Genomic DNA, 21,667 nt, shown 5'->3' on the forward strand with positions numbered 1-21,667 from the left:
GGGGGCGCGGCGGTGCGGGGGCGGCTCCCGGCGGGGGCGGAAAGCGCGCACCGGGCGGTGGCGGAGGCGGAGGGGAGCCGTACGCTGGCGGGACGACGGCGTGAGGAACAGACATGCGAGCGGCACCGGGGCAACTGGTGGCCGGGCGGTACCGGGTGACGGACCGTCCGGAGGGTGAGGTCGGTGTTCCGGCGGTGGACGTCCACGGCGGGTCGCGGGTGCGCCTGTTCGGGCTGGAGCTGCCCGAACTGCTGGTGCCGGGGCACCCGGCGGGGGCGCCCGCCCCGTCGTACGGGCCGCGGCTGACCGCCCGGGTCGCGCAGGTCGCGGCGGCGGCGACGGCGCACCCGAGGCTGCTGCGGGGGCTCGCGGCGGGCCCCGAGGACGAGGTGCTGTGGATCGCCGAGGAGGCGGTGCCCGGGGTGCCGCTGGAGCGGCTGGCGGGCAACGGCCCGGTCTCGCCGTACCGGGTGGCCGAGATCGGCGCGGACCTGGCGGGCGCGCTGCGGTCCGTGCACGAGGCCGGGCTGACGCACGGGAACCTGACGCTGCGCACGGTGCTGGTCTGCGAGGACGGCGCGGCGATGCTGGGCGGGCTGCTGCTGGGCGCCGCCGAGGAGGAGCTGTGCGCGGCGCTGGGCGGCGAGGTGCCGCGCCGGGTGTACGAGACCCGGGCGCTGATGGTCGGACCGCTCGCCGAGCGCTGGGCGATCGACGCGGGCGCCCCCGCCGACACCTGGGCGCTGGGCGTGCTGCTGTACCGGCTGCTGACCGGCCACGGCCCGTACCCGGAGGACGACCTGCCGACGCTGCTGGCGGCCGTCCGGGACGGGCGGCACCACCCGGCGGACGGGTGCGGGCCGCTGCGGCCGCTGGTCGAGCGGCTGCTGCGGCCGGACGCCGCGCTCCGGCCGGACGCGGCGGCCGTGCAGCGGGAGTTGCGCGAGCTGCTGTCGTTCGCGCCCGAACCGGGCCGGGACGGCCCGCCCGACCCGCTGCTGCCGGTGCCCCGGCCGGAGGCCGGTCCGCTGGTGCCGCACCCGCGCGGGCGGCGCCCGGCGCGGCCGACGGACCGTCAGGTCCCGGCCCGTCCGCCGCGGGTGCCGCCGAAGCTGCTCGGGCCGCTGGTGCTGGGCGGCGTGCTGGTGCTGCTGTGCGCGGCGGTCGCGGTGATCGTCGCGGTCGCGGGCTGAGAGCGGGCGGTCACGGTGCGGTTCCGAGCCCGGGCCGCGATTCCCGGGGCGCGCCGGGCAGCCTAGGCTTGCCTTCGAACCGCCGGTGCTGAACCGGCACACGGTCTGCCAGGACCCCGTCCGACCGGCGGTGGGGGGAAGCGAAGGGGGGACGGTCATGGGCGCACAGGACCAGTCGACGGGCCGTCTGCTGGCCGGGCGTTACGCGCTCGGCGAGCGTCTGGGGCGCGGCGGGATGGGGACCGTCTGGCGCGCCAGGGACGAGATGCTGGACCGGGAGGTGGCCGTCAAGGAGCTGACGGTCAGCCACCTCTCGGAGGAGGACCTGGAGATCCTCCAGTCCCGGATGAAGCGCGAGGCCCGGGCCGCCGCCCGGATCAAGCACCCGGGCGTGATCACCATCCACGACGTGCTGGAGCAGGACGGCCGGCCGTGGATCGTCATGGAGCTGGTGGACGGCCGCGCGCTGTCCGACGTGATCAGCCAGGACGGCGCCCTGACGCCCCGGGAGGCCGCCACCGTCGGCCTCCAGGTGCTGGCCGCCCTGCACCGCGGCCACCAGCTGGGGGTGCTGCACCGCGACGTCAAGCCCGCCAACGTGCTGCTGGAGCACGGCACCGGGCGGGCCGTGCTGCTCGACTTCGGCATCGCCAAGTTCGAGGGCGCGATGGACATCACCCGCCCCGGCGACCTGGTCGGCTCGCCCGACTACCTGGCCCCGGAGCGCGCCCAGGGCCAGCGCCCCGGCCCGGCCTCCGACCTGTGGGCGCTGGGCGCGACGCTGTACCACGCGGTGGAGGGCGAGTCGCCGTTCCGCCGGGACAACCCGCTCAGCACGCTCACCGCGGTGGTCGACGAGCCGCTGCCCGAACCGCGCCGGGCCGCCGGGCTCGGGCCGGTGCTGGCCGCGCTGATGGCCAAGGACCCGGCCGAGCGGCCCGGTGCCGACGAGATCGGCCGGATGCTGCGCGAGGTCGCCGACGGGCACACCGTCAGCCTCCGGGTCCCCGACCAGCCCGGGGCGCCGCGGCTGCCCACCCAGGTGGTCCCGGTCGTCGACCGGACCGCCCCCGACCCGGCGGACGGGGCGTCCGGGGCGGGCACCGAGCCGGGCCGGACCGCGGCCCGGCCGCCCGCCGCCCCGGCCCCGGCCCCCGCCCCGGCGCCCCGGCGGCGCGGGCGGGCGCTGCTGTGGACGCTGGTCGGCGTGCTGCTGCTGGCCGGGGCCGGCGGCGGCGCGTACTACGTCCACCGGCACCGGCAGGGGACGGTCGCGGCGCCCGACCCGACCCCGTCCGGCGACAGCCCGCTGACCGGCGAGAGCCCGCTGCCCAGCGGCGCGCCCGCGCCCCCCGGGTACGTCTGGAAGGACGACCCGGCCGGGTTCCGCTTCCTGCTGCCCACCAACGGGACCTGGGAGCGCAGCGAGCACGACGGCGGGCAGATCTACTACACGCCCGACAACCAGGAGCACTTCCTGCTGTTCGCGGTGTCGGTCGGCCAGGCCCTCGCCCCGGAGGACCACTTCCTGGAGATGGAGGACTCGCTCGCCAAGAGCCTCAAGGACTACCAGCGCACCACCCTCGACACCGTCAAGATCAAGGGCCAGGAGGCGGCGGTGTGGGAGTTCGCCTTCGGCGCGAAGGACGCCCGCCGGCACGCCAAGGAGGTCGAGTTCCGGCGCGCGGACGGGACGGCGTTCATGGTGTACGTGTCGGGGCCGGAGAAGGACTGGCGCGACAGCCTGCGGCAGTTCACCACCGTGCTGAACAACTTCACGCCGACCATCTGACCGGAATCCGACCCGCCGCCTTTTGGTGTTACCGGCGGGTACACAAGACGGGTTCCAGGGCCTAGGCTGCCCGCATGACGCAGAGCACGATCCAGGGCCGGCGCAACCCCGCGGCGAAGGGGGCGGCGCGCGGCGTCGCCTCGGCGGTGCCGGCCGCGCTGGTGGCGCGGCTGGCCAAGGGCGTGACGGCGTCCGGCGGGACGACCGCCGAGACGCTCGCGCCGCTGACCGGCGAGGCGCTGGCCGCGCTGCCGGTCTCCTCGGAGGCGGACGTCGAGCGGGCGTTCGACCAGGCCCGGCGGGCCCAGCCCGCCTGGGCCGCGCTGCCGGTGCGGCACCGGGCGGGCGTCCTGCTCCGCTTCCACGACCTGCTGCTCAAGCGGCAGGACGAGGTGCTGGACCTCGTCCAGGCGGAGACCGGCAAGGCCCGGCTGCACGCCTTCGAGGAGGTGATGGCCGTCGCCTCGGCGGCCCGGCACTACGGCCGCGCCGCCCGCTCCTACCTGCGCGACCGCCGCCGCGGCGGCGCCGTGCCCGGCCTGACCAGCGCCGTGGAGGCCCGCCGCCCCAAGGGCGTGGTCGGCCAGATCTCGCCGTGGAACTACCCGCTGGAGCTGTCGGTCGGCGACGCGCTGCCCGCCCTGGTCGCCGGCAACGCGGTGGTCAACAAGCCGGACACCCAGACCGCGCTGACCGCCCTGTGGGCCCGCGAGCTGTTCGTCGAGGCCGGACTGCCCCCGCAGGTCTGGCAGATCGTGCTCGGCGACGGCCCCGTGGTCGGCCCGCAGGTGGTCGAGCGCGCCGACTACGTCGCCTTCACCGGCTCCACCCGCACCGGCCGCGACGTCGCCCGGCGGGCCGCCGAACGCCTGGTCGGCGCCTCGCTGGAACTCGGCGGCAAGAACGCCATGCTGGTGCTCGCCGACGCCGACCTGGACCGGGCCGCCGCCGGCGCCGTCCGGGCCTGCTTCTCCTCGGCCGGACAGCTGTGCATCTCCATCGAACGGCTCTTCGTGCACCGCTCGGTCGCCGACGCCTTCCTGGCGAAGTTCGCCGAGCGGACCGCCGCGCTGCGCCTGGGCGGCGGCCTCGCCTACGGCGCCGACATGGGCTCGCTGGTCTCCGCCCGCCAGCTGGAGACCGTCACCCGGCACGTCGAGGAGGCCGTCGAGGCCGGCGCGACGGTGCTGGCCGGCGGGCAGGCCCGGCCCGACCTGGGCCCGCTGTTCTACGAGCCCACCATCCTGGACGGCGTCACCCCCGACATGGCGGTCTGCGCCGAGGAGACCTTCGGCCCGGTCGTCTCGGTCTACCGCTTCGACACCGAGGACGAGGCCGTGGCCGCCGCCAACGCGACCCCCTACGGCCTCAACTCCAGCGTCTGGACCAGGGACACCGGCCGCGGCCGCCGGGTCGCCGCCCGGCTGCGCACCGGCACCGTCAACGTCAACGAGGCGTACGCCGCCGCGTACGGCTCGGTGGCCTCCCCGATGGGCGGCATGGGCGACTCCGGGCTGGGCCGGCGGCACGGCGCCGAGGGCATCCTGCGCTACACCGAGGCGCAGACCGTCGCCGTGCAGCGGCTGCTGCCGATCGGCCCGTCGCTCGGCATGGACGACCGGAAGTTCGCCGAGTTCTTCACCACCGGCCTGAAGGTCATGAAGGCCTTCCGGCTCAAGTAGCGACCCGAGGAGGGGGCGGCAGTGTCGTACGACTACGACGTCGTGGTGGTCGGTTCGGGCTTCGGCGGTTCGGTCGCGGCCCTGCGGCTGACCGAGAAGGGCTACCGGGTCGCCGTCCTGGAGGCCGGGCGCAGGTTCCGCCGCGAGGAGCTGCCCAGCACCTCCTGGAACCTGCGCGACTACCTGTGGGCACCCGCCCTCGGCCGCTACGGCATCCAGCGCATCCACCTGCTGCGCAACGTGCTGATCCTGGCCGGGGCGGGCGTCGGCGGCGGCTCGCTGAACTACGCCAACACCCTGTACGTCCCGCCGAAGGCGTTCTTCGAGGACCGGCAGTGGCGGCACATCACCGACTGGCAGGCCGAGCTCGCCCCGTTCTACGACCAGGCGCAGCGGATGCTCGGCGTCCGGCTCAACCCGACGATGACCCCCTCCGACGTGCACCTGAAGGCCGCCGCCGAGGCGATGGGCTGCGGCGACACCTTCCACCTGGCGCCCGTCGGGGTGTTCTTCGGCGACGGGCAGGACGGCACCGGCGAGGCCGAGGCCGCCCCCGGCGGCGAGGTCGACGACCCGTACTTCGGCGGCGCCGGGCCCCGGCGCCGGGCCTGCACCGAGTGCGGGGAGTGCATGACCGGCTGCCGGCACGGCGCCAAGAACACCCTCACCGAGAACTACCTGTACCTGGCCGAACGGGCCGGCGCCGAGATCCTGCCGATGACCACCGTCCGGCGGCTGCGCCCGCACGGCGAGGGCTACGCGGTCGACGTGCTGCCCACCGACGCCCGCACCCGGCGGGCCCGGAAGGCCGGGGCGCGCACCGTCACCGCCGAGCGGGTCGTGGTCGCGGCCGGCACCTACGGCACCCAGACCCTGCTGCACCGGATGCGCGAGAGCGGCCTGCTGCCCGGGATCTCCGCCCGGCTCGGCCACCTCACCCGCACCAACTCCGAGGCCCTGGTGGGCGCGCAGACCTCCACCCGGCGCTACGGGGAGCGCCCCGACTTCACCCGCGGCGTGGCCATCACCTCCTCGGTGCACCCCGACGCCAACACCCACATCGAGCCGGTCCGCTACGGGCGGGGCTCCAACGCGATGGGCGCGCTCTCCATCCAGCAGGTCAGCGGCGCCGGGCGCGGGCCGCGCTGGCTGCGCTACCTCGGCGCCGCCGCCCGGCACCCGTGGATCTTCGCCCAGTCGATGAACCAGCACCGCTGGTCGGAGAAGACCATCATCGGCCTGGTCATGCAGTCCCTGGACAACTCGCTGACGGTCTCCCTGAAGAACGGGAAGCTCACCTCCCGGCAGGGCCACGGCGCCCCCAACCCGAGCTGGATCCCGGCCGCCGAGGAGGGCGCCCGGGCACTGGCCGCCTCCATCAACGGCTTCCCCGGCTCCACCGCCGGCGAGATCTTCGACATCCCGCTGACCGCGCACTTCCTCGGCGGCTGCCCGATCGGCGACAGCGCCGGCACCGGCGTCGTCGACCCCTACCACCGGCTGTACGGGCACCCCGGGATCAGCGTGGTCGACGGCTCCGCGGTCTCCGCCAACCTGGGCGTCAACCCCTCGCTGACCATCACCGCGCAGGCCGAGCGCGCCATGTCGATGTGGCCCAACCGCGGCGAGGCCGACCCGCGCCCCGAGCCGGGCGCCGCCTACCGCCCCGTCCCGGCGGTCGAACCGCGCCGACCCGCCGTCCCGGCCGGGGCGTTCGGCGCGCTGCGCCTGCCGCTGCTGCCCGTCCCGGAGGTGCCCGCCCGGGCCCCGCAAGGAGATTGACATCCCTTTACCCACGGTGGGATAAACGGGCCCTCGACGTACGAACCGCCCGGGGGGACCCACCATGCCCATCTGCCTGTCCTGCGGCGCGGCCTCGGTCGGCGCCGCGGCGACCTGCGCCAACTGCGGGGGGCAGCTCGCCGCGCCCGCGATCGGCGAGGTCGTCGAGGACACCGGCACCGGCCCGGCCGGCCCCTCCCCGTGGGGCGCCGGACGGGTGCACCACGGCCGGGACCTGCCGCTGCCCTCCCGCGGCTGGCTCACCGCCGGCCGGGTGCTGCTCGCGCCGACCGGGCTGCTGGTGCTGGCCGCCGTGATCGGCGCGGGCAGCGGGGACGGCGACGGCTCGCCGCTGTTCGAGGACTCCTGGTCGGCCGAGGGCTTCCAGGCCTGGCTGGCCCTGGTCCTCACCGCGTTCGGCGCGCCGGTGCGGCTGGTCATGAGCGCCGCCGGCCCGCGGGCCGGCGGCCCGGCGTCCAGCCTCTCCAGCTCCAGCCACCTGGTGATGTACCTGGTCACGCTGGGGTGGCTGCTGGCGCTCTGGCTCGGCCTGCGGGTCTCCGCCCGGGCCCGCCGCCGGGACGGCGCCGCCGAGCCGACCGGGTCCGCCGCCGGGCTCCAGGCGCTGCGCACCGGCGTGCTGTCCGCGCTCGTCGCGCTGCTGCTGGGCTGGCTGGCCGGGTACGACACGGACGCCGCCGCCACCCCGTCGCTGCGGATCGAGACCGGACCGGAGCTGCTGCCGCTCACCGCGTCCGCGGGCCTGGCCGCGGCCGTCCTGGTGCTGGCCGTGGACGGCGCGGCGGCGCTGCGGGCCGAGGCCGCCCGGCGCCGCCGGCTGGGCAGCCTGCTCCTCGCCTGGCAGCACGCCTTCCGGGTGCTGGGCGGCCTGCTGGCGCTGCTCACCGCGGTCGCCCTGGTGGCGCAGCTGGTCTCCGACGACGTGTTCCCGGACAGCGCCTCGCTGGGGCTGGTCACCAACAACGGCCTGCTGCTGTTCGGCGTCGGCGGTGGCGCGACCCTGCTGACGGCCGACCCCTCCGGGCCCGGCCACCGGGCGATGTCGCTGTTCGACCTGGACGGCCACGGCGGCGGCTGGTGGTGCGCGGTGCTCCTGCCGCTGGCCGCCGCGCTGGCGCTCGGCTGGTCCGCGCACCGGGGCCGGCTGGCCCCGCGCGACCGGGCCGTGCTGGCGGGCCTGTACGCGGTGCTCACCGGCGCGCTGCTGCTCGGCACCTCGATCTGGAGCACCCTGGGCGGGAAGCGCGACGAGGTCGCCGGGACCGTCCTCGACAGCCGGGACACCCTCGGCTGGTCGCTGCTCTCGGTGCTGGTCTCCGCCCTCGCCTGGGGCGCGGTCGGCGCGCTGCTGGTGCCCGCGGTGCTCGACGCGGTGCGCCGCACCCCCGCGCCGCTCGTCCCGGCCCCGCCGCGCCCGGCGGCCGGACCGGCCGTGCCGCCGGTGCCCGCCGGGTCGCCGGTGCCGCCGGTGCTTCCCGCGCAGGCGGGTGCCGACCGGTTCGGTGCGGTGCCGCACGGCTCGGTCGAGCTGATCTCCGACGAGCGGCCGGCCCCCGCCGCGCCCGTCCCCGCGCCCACCGCCGCCGGGTCCGACCCGGGAGCCGACCCGCACGCCGCGTACCGGCGCCCGGACACCGCCCGCTGAGCCCGGGAACCGGGAACCGGGAACCGGGCCCCTGGGCCCGGACCCGCGCCCGGCCCCGGACAGGCCAAAGGGCCCCGCGGGGGAACGGGGCCCTTTGTCGCAGCACTCGGCGTCAGGGCCGCGCCGGTGCTGGGTCGACGGCGCCGGGGGAGGAGCGCCGTCTCGGAAGGATGGTCACGGACACGCGCCGGGGCCGGATGGGCCTCACGGAGCGTGAGAGGAGGGCCGCCCGGAGGACGGGCTCTCCACGGCCGGGGGTGTATGGTGAGCCCCCCGCCTCTCAGCAATCGTCGTGGACGAGTGCCTTGCCGTGCAACCGATTCGACGTAACTGGCGGGGTGGACGGAACAGGACACGGCGCCCGGCGGCACCGGGCCCGACCGTCCGGAGTGATCACTGTGCGTGAGGAGTGCTTGCGGGGCGTACCGGGGCGTACGCCGGGGCGGGCGGCTGACTGAGGTGTGGCGGCCGGCACCGGTACCGGCCGCCACACCCCGGGTCCGCCCGGTCGCGGACGGGTTCGCTGTCCCCTGCTGACCCGACCGCGGCACCGGGGCGCGGTCCCACGGCGGGCCCGTGCCCGCCACGCGCACCCGGTGGACCGGAGATGATCCACGCGTGGTTCCGCCGCACGGTGCCGCCCGCACCTGGAGGGCGCCGACGTCTCGTGCGGTCTCCCGGTGCAACGATTCGCCCGCCCGCCCGGTCACGGGCGGCGGCGCGGGCAGTCGGGTGAAAGCGTCCCGGTAGACTCGGTGGTGACACCCCCTTGTACCGCCGCCGGAAGGCCGTCTGTGTCCGCTGATTCCCCCGTCCAGTCCGCACCCGAGAACGACACCGTCCTGGTCGTCGACTTCGGTGCCCAGTACGCCCAGCTCATCGCCCGTCGGGTGCGTGAGGCGCGGGTCTACAGCGAGATCGTGCCGAGCACCATGCCGGTCGCCGAGATGCTCGCCAGGAACCCCAAGGCGATCATCCTCTCCGGCGGTCCGTCGTCGGTCTACGAGGAGGGTGCCCCGCAGCTCGACCGCGCGCTCTTCGAGGCCGGGGTGCCGGTCTTCGGCATGTGCTACGGCTTCCAGCTGATGGCCAAGACGCTCGGCGGCACCGTCGACAACAGCGGCGCCCGCGAGTACGGCCGCACCCCGCTGACCGTCTCCCGCCCCGGCTCCACGCTGTTCGAGGGCACCCCCGCGCAGCAGTCGGTGTGGATGTCGCACGGCGACGCCTGCTCGGCCGCGCCCGAGGGCTTCACCGTCACCGCCTCCACCGACGTGGTGCCGGTCGCCGCCTTCGAGAACGACGACCTCAAGCTGTACGGCGTGCAGTACCACCCCGAGGTGATGCACTCCGAGCACGGCCAGCAGGTGCTGGAGCACTTCCTGTACCGCGGCGCGGGCATCGCCCCGAACTGGACCACCACCAACGTGGTCGAGGAGCAGGTCGCGCTGATCCGCGAGCAGGTCGGCGACAGGCGCGCCATCTGCGGCCTGTCCGGCGGCGTGGACTCCGCGGTCGCCGCCGCCCTGGTGCAGCGCGCCATCGGCGACCGGCTGACCTGCGTGTACGTCGACCACGGCCTGATGCGCAAGGGCGAGACCGAGCAGGTCGAGAAGGACTTCGTCGCGGCCACCGGCGTCAAGCTGGTCGTGGTCGACGCCGAGGAGCGCTTCCTGACCGCGCTGGCGGGCGTCTCCGACCCCGAGCAGAAGCGCAAGATCATCGGCCGCGAGTTCATCCGGGTCTTCGAGCAGGCCCAGGCCGACATCGTCGCCGACGAGGGCCCGGCCGTGGAGTTCCTGGTCCAGGGCACCCTGTACCCGGACGTGGTGGAGTCCGGCGGCGGCACCGGCACCGCCAACATCAAGTCCCACCACAACGTCGGCGGCCTCCCCGAGGACCTCGAGTTCCAGCTCGTCGAGCCGCTGCGCAAGCTGTTCAAGGACGAGGTCCGGATGGTCGGCCAGGAGCTCGGCCTGCCCGCCGAGATCGTCCAGCGCCAGCCGTTCCCCGGCCCCGGCCTGGGCATCCGGATCGTCGGCGAGGTCACCCGGGAGCGCCTGGACCTGCTCCGCGACGCCGACGCCATCGCCCGCGAGGAGCTGACCCTGGCCGGCCTGGACGCCCGGATCTGGCAGTGCCCGGTCGTCCTGCTGGCCGACGTCCGCTCGGTCGGCGTCCAGGGCGACGGCCGCACCTACGGCCACCCGATCGTGCTGCGCCCGGTCTCCTCCGAGGACGCCATGACCGCCGACTGGTCGCGCCTGCCCTACGAGGTGCTGGCGAAGATCTCCACCCGGATCACCAACGAGGTCAAGGACGTGAACCGGGTCGTCCTGGACGTCACCTCCAAGCCGCCGGGCACCATCGAGTGGGAGTGATCCCACCGGCAACCGTGTGACCGCGCCGCCGCTCCCCGCGCCAGGGGAGTGGCGGCGCGGCCGTCCGCGGGGGGCAGCGGGCACAATCGGACCCGATCCTGTCGGCGGACGGCAGGCGGCGAGCGAGAGGGCGGCGGCGATGGCGACCGGGACGGGCGGCACGGCGGGCACCAGGATCACCGAGTGGAAGGCACGGGGCTCGCGCTTCGCGCTGCTGCCGCTGCGGCTGTTCCTGGGGGTGACCTTCGTCTACGCGGCCTTCGACAAGCTCTCCGACGCGCACTACCTGGCCGGCGCCGGCGACCCGGCCTCCTTCTACGCCCAGACCCGGGCGGCGCAGGGGAGCAGCCCGATCGGCTGGGCGCTGGACCCCGCGCTGCACGCGCCGACCCTGTTCGGCCTGCTGATCGCCTTCGGCGAGCTGGCCGTCGGCCTGGGCACCCTGTTCGGCCTGTGGGGCCGGGTCGCCGCGCTCGGCGGCGCGCTGCTCTCCGCCACGCTCTGGCTGACCGTCAGCTTCCACACCACCCCCTACTACCTGGGCAACGACCTGGCCTACCTGCTGGCCTGGACGCCGCTGCTGCTGGCCGGCACCCCCCACCTGTCGGTCGACGGCTACCTGGCCGACCGGGCCGCCCGCGACCGGGCCCGCGGCCTCGCCGAGGACGCGGTGCGCCGCCGCGCCCTGCTGGACGGCGGCATCGCGGCCGTCGCGCTCGGCGGCGCCGGGCTGCTCTCCGGCTCGCTCACCGCCGGCTTCGGCCGGGACGAGACCCCCGCCGCGGCGAGCTCCGGCGCCACCAGCCCCGTCCCGCAGGCCGGGCCCGCGGTGCCCGCCGCGCAGGTCCCGGTCGGCGGCTCCGCCACCGTCAAGGACCCGGCCAGCGGCGACGCCGTCTACATCGTCCAGCCCGCCGCCGGGCGGTACGCCGGCCTGTCCTCGGTGTGCACCCACTCCGGCTGCACGGTCAACCCGCCCAAGGACGGCAAGCTGTACTGCCCCTGCCACGGCTCCACCTTCGACGCCGCCACCGGCGCGGTGATCACCGGCCCGGCCGTGAAGCCGCTGCCCGGGTACGCCGTCACCAGGAACGGCGACCGGCTGGAGCTGGGCCCGCAGCAGTCCTGACGCGGAACTAGTCCAGGGTGTGGTCGTCGTCGCGGGCGCCGCCCCGGCCGTGCCGGGAGGCGGCCACCAGGGCGCCGGCCAGGCCGCCCGCGCCGAGCACGATGCACGCCAGCGGCAGCACGAAGCGGCCGTTCACCTCGCGCCCGTTCAGCGAGGCCACCAGGTAGAGCACCGCCAGCGCGGTGAACAGCCCGCCCGCGACCAGCGCGTACAGGTCGAACCGGTGCTTCCTCATCACCGCACCACCTCGATGTCGCCGGCGCCCACCGTCACCGTCAGCTCCAGTGCCCCCTTGGACGGCTGTCCGTCCGGGACCTCGATCACCACGTCCTCGTGGGTGAACGGGCCGGCGAAGCCCTGCCCGTCCGGCAGCCGGACGTCCCCCACGCCGTCGCGCAGCTTCAGCCGCAGCTCCACCCCGGCGGGCACGGTCACCCGGGCGCTGCCCGCGCCGACCCGCAGCTCGGTGGCGAGGGTGCCGCCCCCGGGGTCGAGCGCCGACAGGTCGAGCCGGGCGTGGCCGGCCCCCAGGGTGTAGCGCGCGGGCAGGTCGGCCGCGGTGGCCGTCCAGGCGCGGTCGCCGGTGGAGTCCGCGACCGTCGCCGAGGTGCCGGCCGCGAGGACCAGGCCCGCGGTCAGCAGCAGCGACAGGAAGGTCAGCCCGCGGGTGCGCCCCCAGCGGGCGCTGAGCAGCATGGCCAGGCCCAGCGGCAGCAGCGCCACCGCCAGCACCGTCGACCAGCGGTGCGCGCCGTGGTCGTCGGCCGCCACCGCCCAGGACGCGCCGACCGCCACCAGCACCGCCGACGCCCCCAGCACCGGGGTGCCGCGCTCGGCCCGGCGGCGGGCCCGCCACTCGCGGTGCGCCCGGTGCCGCTCCCCCGCCTGCCGGTGCGCCTCGTGGCGCCGGTCGGCCCGCTCCGCGAAGTCGGCCGTCCGGCGGTCCGCCCCGTCCCGGTGCGCGTCCTCGCGCGGCTCCTTGCGCAGCGGGTCGCCCTCCGGGAGGTCGGTGCGCTGCCACCACGGCCGGGCGGGCGCCCCGTACGGCGGGGCGGCCCCGCCGTACGGGTCGCGCTCCGGGTGCCGCGGGTCCCACAGGTAGCCGGACGGGCCGACCGGCGGGGTGTCCCCGTACTCCGCGCCGCCGCCCGCCCCGTGGCGCTCCGCGTGCCGGGCCCGGAGCCGCTCCTGGAGCTCCGCGCCGCGGACCTTCCACTCGGCCCGCAGGTCCCGGCCGACCGATTCGCTCCAGGTCTTCCAGTCGGCGAACGGGCCGGAGTCCTCCAGCCGGTCCCGCGGGCCGGTGCCCCCGGCCGGGGCCGGGCCGTCGCCGCCGCCCTCGAAGCGCCGCCGCCGCTCCGGGTCGTAGCGCAGCGCCAGGAAGACCAGCGCGGCGACCAGCAGCAGCGGGAAGAGCTGGCCGCCGTCGCCCATCGAGGAGAAGAACACCCCGGTGCCGATCACCGTCACCAGCACCGCGCCCACCGACTGGCCGTCGACCCGGCCGGTCAGCACCCGCTGCAGCTCGGTGCGGCCGCCCTCGCCGTCCGCGGCCTCCCGCGGCACCACCAGCCAGGCCAGGCCGTACAGGAACAGCCCGAGTCCGCCGGTCAGGCCGAGCACCGCGATCACCACCCGGAACACCACCGGGTCGATGTCCAGGTAGCGGCCGAGGCCGCCGCACACCCCCGCCACCACCCGGTGCCGGGAGGAGCGGGTGAGTGCGGGCCGGCCCTCGGCGGGGGCGGCCGGCGGTTCCTCCGGGATCTGGTCGTCCGTCATGTCCCCATCCTCCCGGGCCGCCGGGCCCCGCCCAACCGTCCGGGGCCCGGGGCCGACCCTGAACTGTCCCTGAGGGCCGCCTAGGGGCCGGACCCTGATGCGCCGCCGTACCGGCACCTGCCACCATCGGTGCCGTGGCCGTACCCGAGACCAGAAGCCCCGAGCCCGCGCCGACCGATCCGCCGGCCGGCCCGCCGCCCTACCGGCGGCTGTACCGCAGCCCGCACGGCCGGATCCTCGGCGGCGTCTGCCAGGGCCTGGCGGTCCACCTCGGCGTGCCCGTCACCTGGGTGCGGCTGGCGTTCATCGTGCTGTTCTTCTCCGAGGGCATCGGCGCCCTGCTGTACGCCGCGTTCTGGGTGGTGGTGCCGCTGGGCATCAACCAGGCCGCCCCCGGCGCCGACCGTCCGGCCCGCCGCCCCGGCGACGGCGCCCCCGGCCGCCTGGGCCGGCTGCGCGAACTGCTGGAGCGCACCTTCCACGGCGACGACCTGCACGGCGCGGACGCCGCCGCGGACCCCGCGGACGCCACCGCGCCCGCGGTCGGGGGCCGCGGCCGGGCCGGCAGCCTGGGCCAGCTGTTCGCGCTGGTCGCCCTGGTGATCGGCGTGATGGCGCTGCTGTCCGCGCTCGGCGTCCAGACCGCCAAGCCGTACGTGTGGCCGCTGCTCGCGGTCGGCATCGGCGTCGCCCTGGTGTGGCGGCAGGCCGACGACTCGCGCTGGCAGAGCTGGTTCGGCCTGGAGCCGGGCAGCCGCAAGGGCGCCTACCTGCGGGTGCTGGCCGGGGTGGTGCTGGTGGTGGCCGGCATCATCGGCTACTTCGTCACCCAGGGCGTGGACTCGCCGGTCGCCCTGGTCGTCGAGTCCTCGCTGGCCGTGGTGGCCGGCGTGCTGGTGCTCGGCGGCCCGTCCATGCTGCGGATGTGGCAGGACCTCGGCGCCGAGCGCACCGCCCGCATCCGGGCCCAGGAGCGGGCCGAGATCGCCGCGCACGTCCACGACTCGGTGCTGCACACCCTGACCCTGATCCAGCGCCGGGCCGAGGACCCCAAGGAGGTGCTGCGGCTGGCCCGAGCCCAGGAGCGCGAACTGCGCCTGTGGCTGTACCGCCCGGAGGCCGCCGCCGAGGCCGCCCCCGACACCCTGGCCGAGCACCTGCGCGAGATCGTCGCCGAGGTCGAGGACCGGCACGGCGTCCCCCTGGAGCTGGTCTGCGTCGGCGACTGCCCGATGGACGAGCGGGTCGCCTCGCAGATGCAGGCCGCCAGGGAAGCCATGGTGAACGCCGCCAAGTACGGTGGCGGTGGACCAGTCCAGGTCTACGCGGAGGTGGAGGGGAGGACGGTGTCGGTGTTCGTCCGCGACCACGGCCCCGGCTTCGACCCCGACGACCTCCCCGAGGACCGCATGGGCGTACGCGAATCGATCATCGGCCGGATGCGGCGCAACGGGGGCACCGCGCGGGTGCGGCCCGCGCCGGACGGCGGGACCGAGGTCGAGCTGGAGATGGAGAGGGCGGCAGATGACTGACGCAGCGTCAGGGGCGGCGGCCGGGAGGCGGGCCCGGGTGGTCCTGGTCGACGACCACCGGATGTTCCGCACCGGGGTGCGCGCCGAGATCGGGCGCACCGACGAGACCGGCATCGACGTGGTCGGCGAGGCCGACGACGTGGAGTCCGCGGTCCGGGTGGTCGCCGAGACCCGGCCCGACGTGGTGCTGCTGGACGTCCACCTGCCCGGCGGCGGCGGCGTCGAGGTGCTGCGCCGCTCGGCCGGCGTCGAGGGGGTGCGCTTCCTCGCGCTGTCCGTCTCGGACGCCGCCGAGGACGTGATCGGGGTGATCCGCGGCGGCGCCCGCGGCTACGTCACCAAGACCATCACCGGCACCGACCTGGTCAACGCGGTCTTCCGGATCGCCGACGGCGACGCGGTGTTCTCGCCCCGGCTGGCCGGCTTCGTGCTCGACGCGTTCGCCGCCACCGACACCCCGCCGGTCGACGAGGACCTCGACCGGCTCACCCAGCGCGAGCGCGAGGTGCTGCGGCTGATCGCCCGCGGCTACGCGTACAAGGAGATCGCCAAGCAGCTGTTCATCTCGGTCAAGACGGTGGAGAGCCACGTCTCCGCGGTGCTGCGCAAGCTCCAGCTCTCCAACCGGCACGAACTGACCCGCTGGGCCACGGCCCGCCGCCTGGTCTGACCCCGTCCGGGCGGCCCGCCCCCGCGGCCGGGCCGCCCGCCGGAGCGGTGGTGCCGCCGTGCCCGGTCAGGTGACGATGTGTTTGGATAGGGCCCGTGCCGACCCTCCGCTCGTGTCGCCCCCGGGTGCGACGACCGCGTCCCGTCACCTCCCCGGCCCGCCCGGCCGGACACCGCCCCGGGCGCGCCGCATGAGCGTCGGCGCGGTCCCCGGCCCCGCGTCCGGCCCGGACACCGCCGAGGCCCCGCAGGCCCCGCCGCGGCCCGCCCGGTGGAACGCCCGGTGGGGCACCGGGTGGAGCGCACCGGCCTGGACCCGCCGCCTGCTGTGGGTGTGGCCCGCCGCGCTGACCCTGGCGGCCTGCCTGTACGGGGCCGGCGGCCCGCTGCTCTGGGACGACGAGCTGGCCACCTGGAACGCGGCGAGCCGCTCGCCGCACGAGATCTTCCACCTGCTGGACCACCTGGACGCCGTGATCGGCGCCTACTACCTGCTGATCCACTTCTGGACCGAGCTGGTCGGGCACTCGGTCGTCGCGCTCCGGACGCCCTCCGCGCTGGCGATGGCCGGTGCCGCCGCCTTCGTCACCCTGATCGGCCGCAAGCTCTTCACGCCCGCCGCCGGACTGGTCGCGGGCACCCTGTTCGCGCTGGTCCCCTCGGTGTCCCGGTACGGGCAGGAGGTCCGCGGCTACGCCTTCGTGGTGTTCTTCGCCGCGCTGGCCACCCTGCTGCTGCTGCGCGCCCTGGACCGGCCGTCCGCCCTGCGCTGGGTGCCGTACGCGCTCGCGCTGGCCGGTGCCGGGCTGTTCCACATCATCGCGCTGGTCCTGATCGTCCCGCACGCCCTGGTCGCGGCCGGGCGCTGGTGGACCGGGCGGGCGCGCGGCGTGCTGGTCGGCTTCCCGCTCGCCGCGCTCGGCGCCGTGCTGCCGCTGCTCCCGCTGGTCGTCCTCGGCCGGCACCAGGTGGACCGGCAGCTCAGCTGGCTGGCCAAGCCCACCATCCCGTACGTCGCCCAGACCATGTGGCGCAGCCTGTACGGCTCGGCCTGGGTCAGCCTGCTGGTGCTGGCCTGCGCGGCCCTGCCGCTGGCCTGGCCGCGCGGCCGCCGCCCGGCGGTGGAGACCGGCCTGGTCGCGGCGCTGCCGATCCCGCTGCTCTGGTTCGCCTCGCAGGGGCACACCTCGTACTTCCTCGACCGCTACCTGCTCTTCACGCTGCCCGCCTGGGCCGTGCTGGCCGGCGCTGGCCTGGCCGCGCTGCGCCCCCGGGTGCTCGTCGCGGCCGGCCTGGCCGCCGTCCTGGTGCTCGGCGCGCACGACCAGCGGGTGGTGCGCCAGCGCTACTCGCACACCGGCTGGGACGCCGCGGCCGCCGCGAAGGTCATCGCCGACGGCTACCGGCCCGGCGACGCCGTCGCGCCGCAGCGCTACGGGAACGCGGTCTTCACGGCCGTGCCCGTCGCGCTGGAGCTCTACCTGCCGGAGCGGGTCCGGCTCGACGACGTCTTCGTGGCGAGGAGCGCGGTCGAACTGGGCGAGCTCTACCCGCAGCTGTGCGGCGACCCGGCGGCCTGCCTCGGGGACGTCCGGCGGGTCTGGGTGGTCACCGTGGTCGACGACCGCGCACTCGCCCCCGACGGCACCCCCGTCGTGCACGACGACCCGTTCGAGGGCTTCGACCCCGGCCAGGCCGAGGCGCTGCGGGCCGCCTTCCCGAAGAGCACCGTCACCCACCGGCACGGCGTGCTGGTCACCCTGATGGAGCGCTGACCCCGCCGCCCGCCGGGCCCCGCCGCCGCCCGGGCCCCCGCCGCCGCCCGGGCCCCCGCCCCGGCGAGCCTGCGCGGCCCGCCGCACCCCGCTGCATAGCGTGGGCGCCGTGCCAGCCGCCCCCCGAGACCGCGCCCGCCCGGCGCCCGCCGGAGGGGACGGGCCGTGGCCCGCGTCCTGACCCGGGCCGCCCCCGACGCGCCCGTCCGGGCCCGGCCGCGCCGGCCGGCCCCCCGGCCCGCCGTCCGGGCCGCCCTGCTCGGCTACCTCGCCGTCCGGGCGGTCGGCGTGCTGGTGCTGGTCCACCAGGGCGGGGCCGCCGGGGCCGCGCACCGGCTGAGCGGCATGTGGGACGCCCGCTGGTACCGGCAGATCGCCCTACACGGCTACGCGGGTACCGCGCCCGTCCACGGCCCGCACGGCCTCTACGAGCCGTACGCGTTCTTCCCCGCCTACCCGCTGCTGGTGCGGGCCGCCGCGCTGCTGCTGCCGCTCGGCGCGGCGGCGCTCGCGGTGGCCTGGGCGGCGTCGCTGGCCGCGGCCTGGGGGATCTTCGCGGTCGCCGCCCGGCTGTACGGGGACCGGGCCGGGGTGGTCGCCGCCGCGCTGTGGGGCGTCCTGCCGTCCGCGGTGGTGGAGGGCGCCGCGTACTCGGAGGCGCTGTTCACCGCCTTCGCCGCCTGGGCCGTGCACGCGGCGCTGCGCCGCCGGTGGGTGGCGGCCGGGCTGCTGTGCGCCGCCGCCGGGCTGACCCGCCCCACCGGGCTGGCGCTCGCCCTGGCGGTCGGCGCCGCCGCGCTGCTGGAGCTCGCGCCGCGCCGGGCCGGCCCGGGCGGGCCGGGGGCGGGCCCGGCCGGGGCGGTGCCGGTCCGCCGGGTCGATCCGCGGGCGCTGGCCGGGGCGCTGCTGGCGCCGCTGGGCTGCGTGGGCTTCATCTCCTGGGTCGGGTGGCGCAAGGGCCGCTGGGACGGCTACTCCCGGGTCCAGGACGCCTGGCAGACCCGGTTCGACTTCGGCCGCTCCACCCTGGTCGCGCTCCGCCGCCTGCTGGCCGCCCCCGAGCCGGTCTGGCTGGCCGACGTGGTCGCCGCGGGCACCCTGCTGGCGGCCGTGGTGCTGCTGGTGCTCTCGGCGCTGCGCCGCCAGCCGCCGGTGCTGCTGCTGTACAGCGCGGCGGTGCTGGCCCTGGCGCTCGGCGACGCCGCCTACTTCTCCTCCCGGGCGCGCTTCCTGCTGCCCGCCTTCGGGCTGCTGCTCCCGCTCGCCACCGCGCTGGCCCGCACCCGCGGCCGGGCGGTGCCGGCCGTGCTGCTCGGCGCGGCGGCGCTGGTCTCCGCCGCGTACGGGGGCCACGCGGTCTTCGTCCACCCGGACGCCCCGTGAGCACCCCCGTGGTGTCCCCGGTCGCCCGTAGGCGCCCCCGGTCGCTTCCGTGGTGCCCCGTGGTGTGCCGGGCGGCCCCAACCCGCCGCGCCGGTGCGGGTGTTCGGGCCCGCGCGGCGGGAGCGGGCGGGGATGTCGGCGGCGGGCCATAGACTCGAAGGGCCATGAGTAGCCTCTTCGATGACCTCCCGCTCCCCGGCTTCGAGCGTCCCGCCGTCGGGTCGAGCCCCCGCCCCGCAGCCCCGCAGTGGTCGGAGGAGGAGGCCCCGCCGCCCGCCGACGAACCGTACGACGACGTCCCGTACGACGACGTCCCGTACGACCCGGGGTACGGCGAGGGCGGCCCCCCCGAGGAGGACATCCCGGACGGGCTGTTCGCCACCGACCACGCCGCCGAGGCCGAGCGCGACGCCTGGCACCGCAACGGCGCCGCCCGCACCGTCGTCGACCCGGCGCAGCTGCTGGAGGGCATGAACGACCCGCAGCGCGAGGCCGTGCTGCACGCCGGCTCGCCGCTGCTGATCGTGGCCGGCGCCGGCTCCGGCAAGACCCGGGTGCTCACCCACCGGATCGCCCACCTGCTGGCCGCGCGCGGCGTGCAGCCCGGCGAGATCCTGGCGATCACCTTCACCAACAAGGCCGCCGGCGAGATGCGCGAGCGGGTCGAGGCGCTGGTCGGCCCGCGCGCCAAGGCGATGTGGGTCTCCACCTTCCACAGCGCGTGCGTGCGCATCCTGCGCCGCGAGGCCAAGCAGCTGGGCATGAACTCCAGCTTCTCGATCTACGACTCGGCGGACTCCCAGCGCCTGATGTCCCTGGTCTGCCGGGACCTCGACCTCGACCCCAAGCAGTTCCCGCCGAAGTCCTTCACCGCCAAGGTCAGCAACCTCAAGAACGAGCTGATCGACGAGGAGACGTACGCCGACCAGGCGGCCAACCCGATGGAGAAGAAGCTCGCCGAGGCGTACTTCCTCTACCAGCGGCGGCTGCGCGAGGCCAACGCCCTCGACTTCGACGACATCATCATGACCACCGTGCACCTGCTCCAGGCGTTCCCCGACGTCGCCGAGCACTACCGGCGCCGGTTCCGGCACATCCTGGTCGACGAGTACCAGGACACCAACCACGCCCAGTACACGCTGGTGCGCGAGCTCTCCGGCGGCTCCGCCACCCACGCCCCCCGGATGACCGCGGACGGCGACTTCGTCAACCCGGCCGAGGCCCACCTCGCCCAGGTCCCGCCCGCCGAGCTGTGCGTCGTCGGCGACGCCGACCAGTCGATCTACGCCTTCCGCGGCGCGACCATCCGCAACATCCTCCAGTTCGAGGAGGACTACCCGAACGCGACGACGATCCTGCTGGAGCAGAACTACCGCTCCACCCAGACCATCCTCACCGCCGCCAACTCGGTCATCGAACGCAACACCAACCGCCGCAAGAAGAACCTCTGGACGGCCGGCGACCAGGGCGAGCAGGTCGTCGGCTACGTCGCCGACGACGAGCACGGCGAGGCCCAGTTCATCGCCGAGGAGATCGACCGCCTCACCGACGCCGGCGACGCCCGCCCCGGCGACGTGGCGATCTTCTACCGCACCAACGCCCAGTCCCGGGTCTTCGAGGAGGTGTTCATCCGGGTCGGCCTGCCCTACAAGGTGGTCGGCGGCGTGCGCTTCTACGAGCGCAAGGAGGTCAAGGACGTCCTGGCCTACCTGCGGGTGCTCTCCAACCCCGAGGACACCGTCCCGCTGCGCCGCATCCTGAACGTCCCCAAGCGCGGCATCGGCGAGCGCGCCGAGGCGATGATCGACGCGCTCGCCTCCCGGGAGCGGATCTCCTTCGCCGCCGCGCTGCGCCGGGTCGACGAGGCGTACGGCATGGCGGCGCGCTCCGCCAACGCGGTGAAGAAGTTCAACGAGCTGCTGGCCGGCCTGCGCCAGGTGGTCGAGTCCGGGGCCGGGCCGGCCGCCGTGCTGGAGGCCGTCCTGGAGGAGACCGGGTACCTCGCCGAACTCCAGTCCTCCACCGACCCGCAGGACGAGACCCGGGTGGAGAACCTCCAGGAGCTCGCCGCGGTCGCCCTCGAGTACGAGAAGGACCCGGGGGAGCGCCCCGAGGGCGACGAGGGGCCGCCGGTCGGCTCGCTCGCCGACTTCCTGGAGCGGGTCGCGCTGGTCGCCGACTCCGACCAGATCCCGGACGAGGAGGACGGGGCCGGGGTGATCACCATGATGACCCTGCACACCGCCAAGGGCCTGGAGTTCCCGGTCGTCTTCCTCACCGGCATGGAGGACGGGATCTTCCCGCACATGCGGGCCCTCAACCAGGCCAAGGAACTGGAGGAGGAGCGCCGCCTCGCCTACGTCGGCCTCACCCGGGCCCGGCAGCGGCTCTACCTGACCCGCTCGGTGCTGCGCAGCGCCTGGGGGCAGCCCTCCTACAACCCGGCCTCGCGCTTCCTGGAGGAGATCCCGGAGAAGCTGATCCAGTGGAAGCGCACCGGCGCGGCCACGGCGCCGCCCTCGCGCGGCTACTCCTCCGCCGGCTCCTCGGGCGCGGGCTCCGCGCGCGGCTCCGGCTCCTCGGCCGCCGCGCCGAAGGCCGGCTGGGGCAGGTCCGCGCGGACGGTCACCGACCGGGAGGTGGTGGCGCTCGCCGTCGGCGACCGGGTCAGCCACGACAGCTTCGGCCTGGGCACCGTCGTCGCCACCCAGGGCGTCGGCGACAAGGCCCGCGCCACGGTCGACTTCGGCTCCGCCGGGCGCAAGGAACTGCTCCTGCGCTACGCCCCCGTCGAGAAGCTCTGAGCGGGGTCGGCCCCGCACGCTGTGATTTTGCCCTCCTCTCGGCAGGCGGGGAAGGACGGCGGCCCCGCCGGGCCGCTACCCTCCCCTCAGAATCTGT

General features: G+C 76.1%; 14 protein-coding genes. 12 read left to right on the forward strand and 2 right to left on the reverse strand.

The annotated features are described in order from the left end of the window. The first annotated feature begins 113 nt into the window (after positions 1-113). The 7 genes from K353_RS20150 (at position 114) to K353_RS37235 (ending at position 11,625) form a co-directional block, all read left to right on the forward strand. Positions 114-1,193 (forward strand): protein kinase, encoded by a 1,080-nt coding sequence (locus K353_RS20150; protein WP_111554956.1) that lies wholly within the window; start codon positions 114-116, stop codon positions 1,191-1,193. A gap of 157 nt (positions 1,194-1,350) precedes the next feature. Then, positions 1,351-2,985, forward strand: coding sequence for a serine/threonine-protein kinase (locus K353_RS20155; RefSeq protein WP_233533694.1), 1,635 nt, complete (start codon positions 1,351-1,353; stop codon positions 2,983-2,985). Positions 2,986-3,059: 74 nt separating this feature from the next. Then, a complete protein-coding gene (locus K353_RS20160) occupies positions 3,060-4,667 on the forward strand; it encodes a succinic semialdehyde dehydrogenase (protein ID WP_111554957.1) in 1,608 nt (535 codons plus the stop codon). Positions 4,668-4,688: 21 nt separating this feature from the next. Then, positions 4,689-6,449: a GMC oxidoreductase gene (locus K353_RS20165; protein ID WP_111554958.1), complete on the forward strand. Its 1,761-nt coding sequence runs from the start codon at positions 4,689-4,691 to the stop codon at positions 6,447-6,449. Between the two features lie 64 nt (positions 6,450-6,513). Continuing rightward, complete coding sequence (locus tag K353_RS20170) at positions 6,514-8,115, forward strand: hypothetical protein (protein WP_111554959.1); 1,602 nt, start codon at positions 6,514-6,516, stop codon at positions 8,113-8,115. 794 nt (positions 8,116-8,909) lie between these two features. Next, entirely contained in the window at positions 8,910-10,496 is a 1,587-nt protein-coding gene (gene guaA, locus K353_RS20175; protein WP_100837873.1) for a glutamine-hydrolyzing GMP synthase, read from the forward strand. A 139-nt stretch (positions 10,497-10,635) separates the two neighbouring features. Continuing rightward, positions 10,636-11,625: a Rieske 2Fe-2S domain-containing protein gene (locus tag K353_RS37235; protein WP_158585439.1), complete on the forward strand. Its 990-nt coding sequence runs from the start codon at positions 10,636-10,638 to the stop codon at positions 11,623-11,625. 7 nt (positions 11,626-11,632) lie between these two features. Here the strand turns inward: K353_RS37235 and K353_RS20185 are convergent, their stop codons facing one another. Both K353_RS20185 and K353_RS36900 read right to left on the reverse strand, forming a co-directional pair. Further along, entirely contained in the window at positions 11,633-11,860 is a 228-nt protein-coding gene (locus K353_RS20185) for a hypothetical protein (RefSeq protein ID WP_100837874.1), read from the reverse strand. Next, positions 11,860-13,407: a PspC domain-containing protein gene (locus tag K353_RS36900; RefSeq protein ID WP_111554960.1), complete on the reverse strand. Its 1,548-nt coding sequence runs from the start codon at positions 13,405-13,407 to the stop codon at positions 11,860-11,862. Before K353_RS36900 ends, K353_RS20185 begins: the two co-directional genes overlap by 1 nt. Positions 13,408-13,541: 134 nt before the next feature. Between K353_RS36900 and K353_RS20195 the strand changes: the two genes are divergently transcribed. The 5 genes from K353_RS20195 (at position 13,542) to pcrA (ending at position 21,570) form a co-directional block, all read left to right on the forward strand. Next, positions 13,542-14,939 carry an ATP-binding protein gene (locus K353_RS20195; protein WP_111554961.1) on the forward strand — a complete coding sequence of 466 codons (1,398 nt, stop codon included), beginning with the start codon at positions 13,542-13,544 and terminating at the stop codon, positions 14,937-14,939. Continuing rightward, positions 14,932-15,609, forward strand: coding sequence for a response regulator transcription factor (locus K353_RS20200; RefSeq protein WP_111554962.1), 678 nt, complete (start codon positions 14,932-14,934; stop codon positions 15,607-15,609). Before K353_RS20195 ends, K353_RS20200 begins: the two co-directional genes overlap by 8 nt. Positions 15,610-15,799: 190 nt before the next feature. After that, on the forward strand, positions 15,800-17,383 hold the full coding sequence (locus tag K353_RS20205) for a glycosyltransferase family 39 protein (protein ID WP_158585440.1): 1,584 nt from the start codon (positions 15,800-15,802) through the stop codon (positions 17,381-17,383). Between the two features lie 165 nt (positions 17,384-17,548). Further along, positions 17,549-18,766 (forward strand): hypothetical protein, encoded by a 1,218-nt coding sequence (locus K353_RS20210; RefSeq protein ID WP_233533695.1) that lies wholly within the window; start codon positions 17,549-17,551, stop codon positions 18,764-18,766. 164 nt (positions 18,767-18,930) lie between these two features. After that, on the forward strand, positions 18,931-21,570 hold the full coding sequence (pcrA, locus tag K353_RS20215; RefSeq protein WP_111554964.1) for a DNA helicase PcrA: 2,640 nt from the start codon (positions 18,931-18,933) through the stop codon (positions 21,568-21,570). The last annotated feature ends 97 nt before the right edge of the window (positions 21,571-21,667 follow it).

The sequence above is a fragment of the Kitasatospora sp. SolWspMP-SS2h genome (assembly GCF_003259315.1).
Lineage (GTDB): Bacteria > Actinomycetota > Actinomycetes > Streptomycetales > Streptomycetaceae > Kitasatospora > Kitasatospora fiedleri.

What these genes read in the sequence shown, in the direction of transcription:
- K353_RS20160 (WP_111554957.1), top strand. Translation starts at nt 3,060, where the DNA reads ATGACGCAGAGCACGATCCAGGGCCGGCGCAACCCCGCGGCGAAGGGG.
- K353_RS20150 (WP_111554956.1), top strand. Translation starts at nt 114, where the DNA reads ATGCGAGCGGCACCGGGGCAACTGGTGGCCGGGCGGTACCGGGTGACG.
- pcrA (WP_111554964.1), top strand. Translation starts at nt 18,931, where the DNA reads ATGAGTAGCCTCTTCGATGACCTCCCGCTCCCCGGCTTCGAGCGTCCC.
- K353_RS20170 (WP_111554959.1), top strand. Translation starts at nt 6,514, where the DNA reads ATGCCCATCTGCCTGTCCTGCGGCGCGGCCTCGGTCGGCGCCGCGGCG.
- K353_RS20205 (WP_158585440.1), top strand. Translation starts at nt 15,800, where the DNA reads ATGAGCGTCGGCGCGGTCCCCGGCCCCGCGTCCGGCCCGGACACCGCC.
- K353_RS20185 (WP_100837874.1), bottom strand. Translation starts at nt 11,860, where the DNA reads ATGAGGAAGCACCGGTTCGACCTGTACGCGCTGGTCGCGGGCGGGCTG.
- K353_RS20155 (WP_233533694.1), top strand. Translation starts at nt 1,351, where the DNA reads ATGGGCGCACAGGACCAGTCGACGGGCCGTCTGCTGGCCGGGCGTTAC.
- K353_RS37235 (WP_158585439.1), top strand. Translation starts at nt 10,636, where the DNA reads ATGGCGACCGGGACGGGCGGCACGGCGGGCACCAGGATCACCGAGTGG.
- K353_RS20200 (WP_111554962.1), top strand. Translation starts at nt 14,932, where the DNA reads ATGACTGACGCAGCGTCAGGGGCGGCGGCCGGGAGGCGGGCCCGGGTG.
- K353_RS36900 (WP_111554960.1), bottom strand. Translation starts at nt 13,407, where the DNA reads ATGACGGACGACCAGATCCCGGAGGAACCGCCGGCCGCCCCCGCCGAG.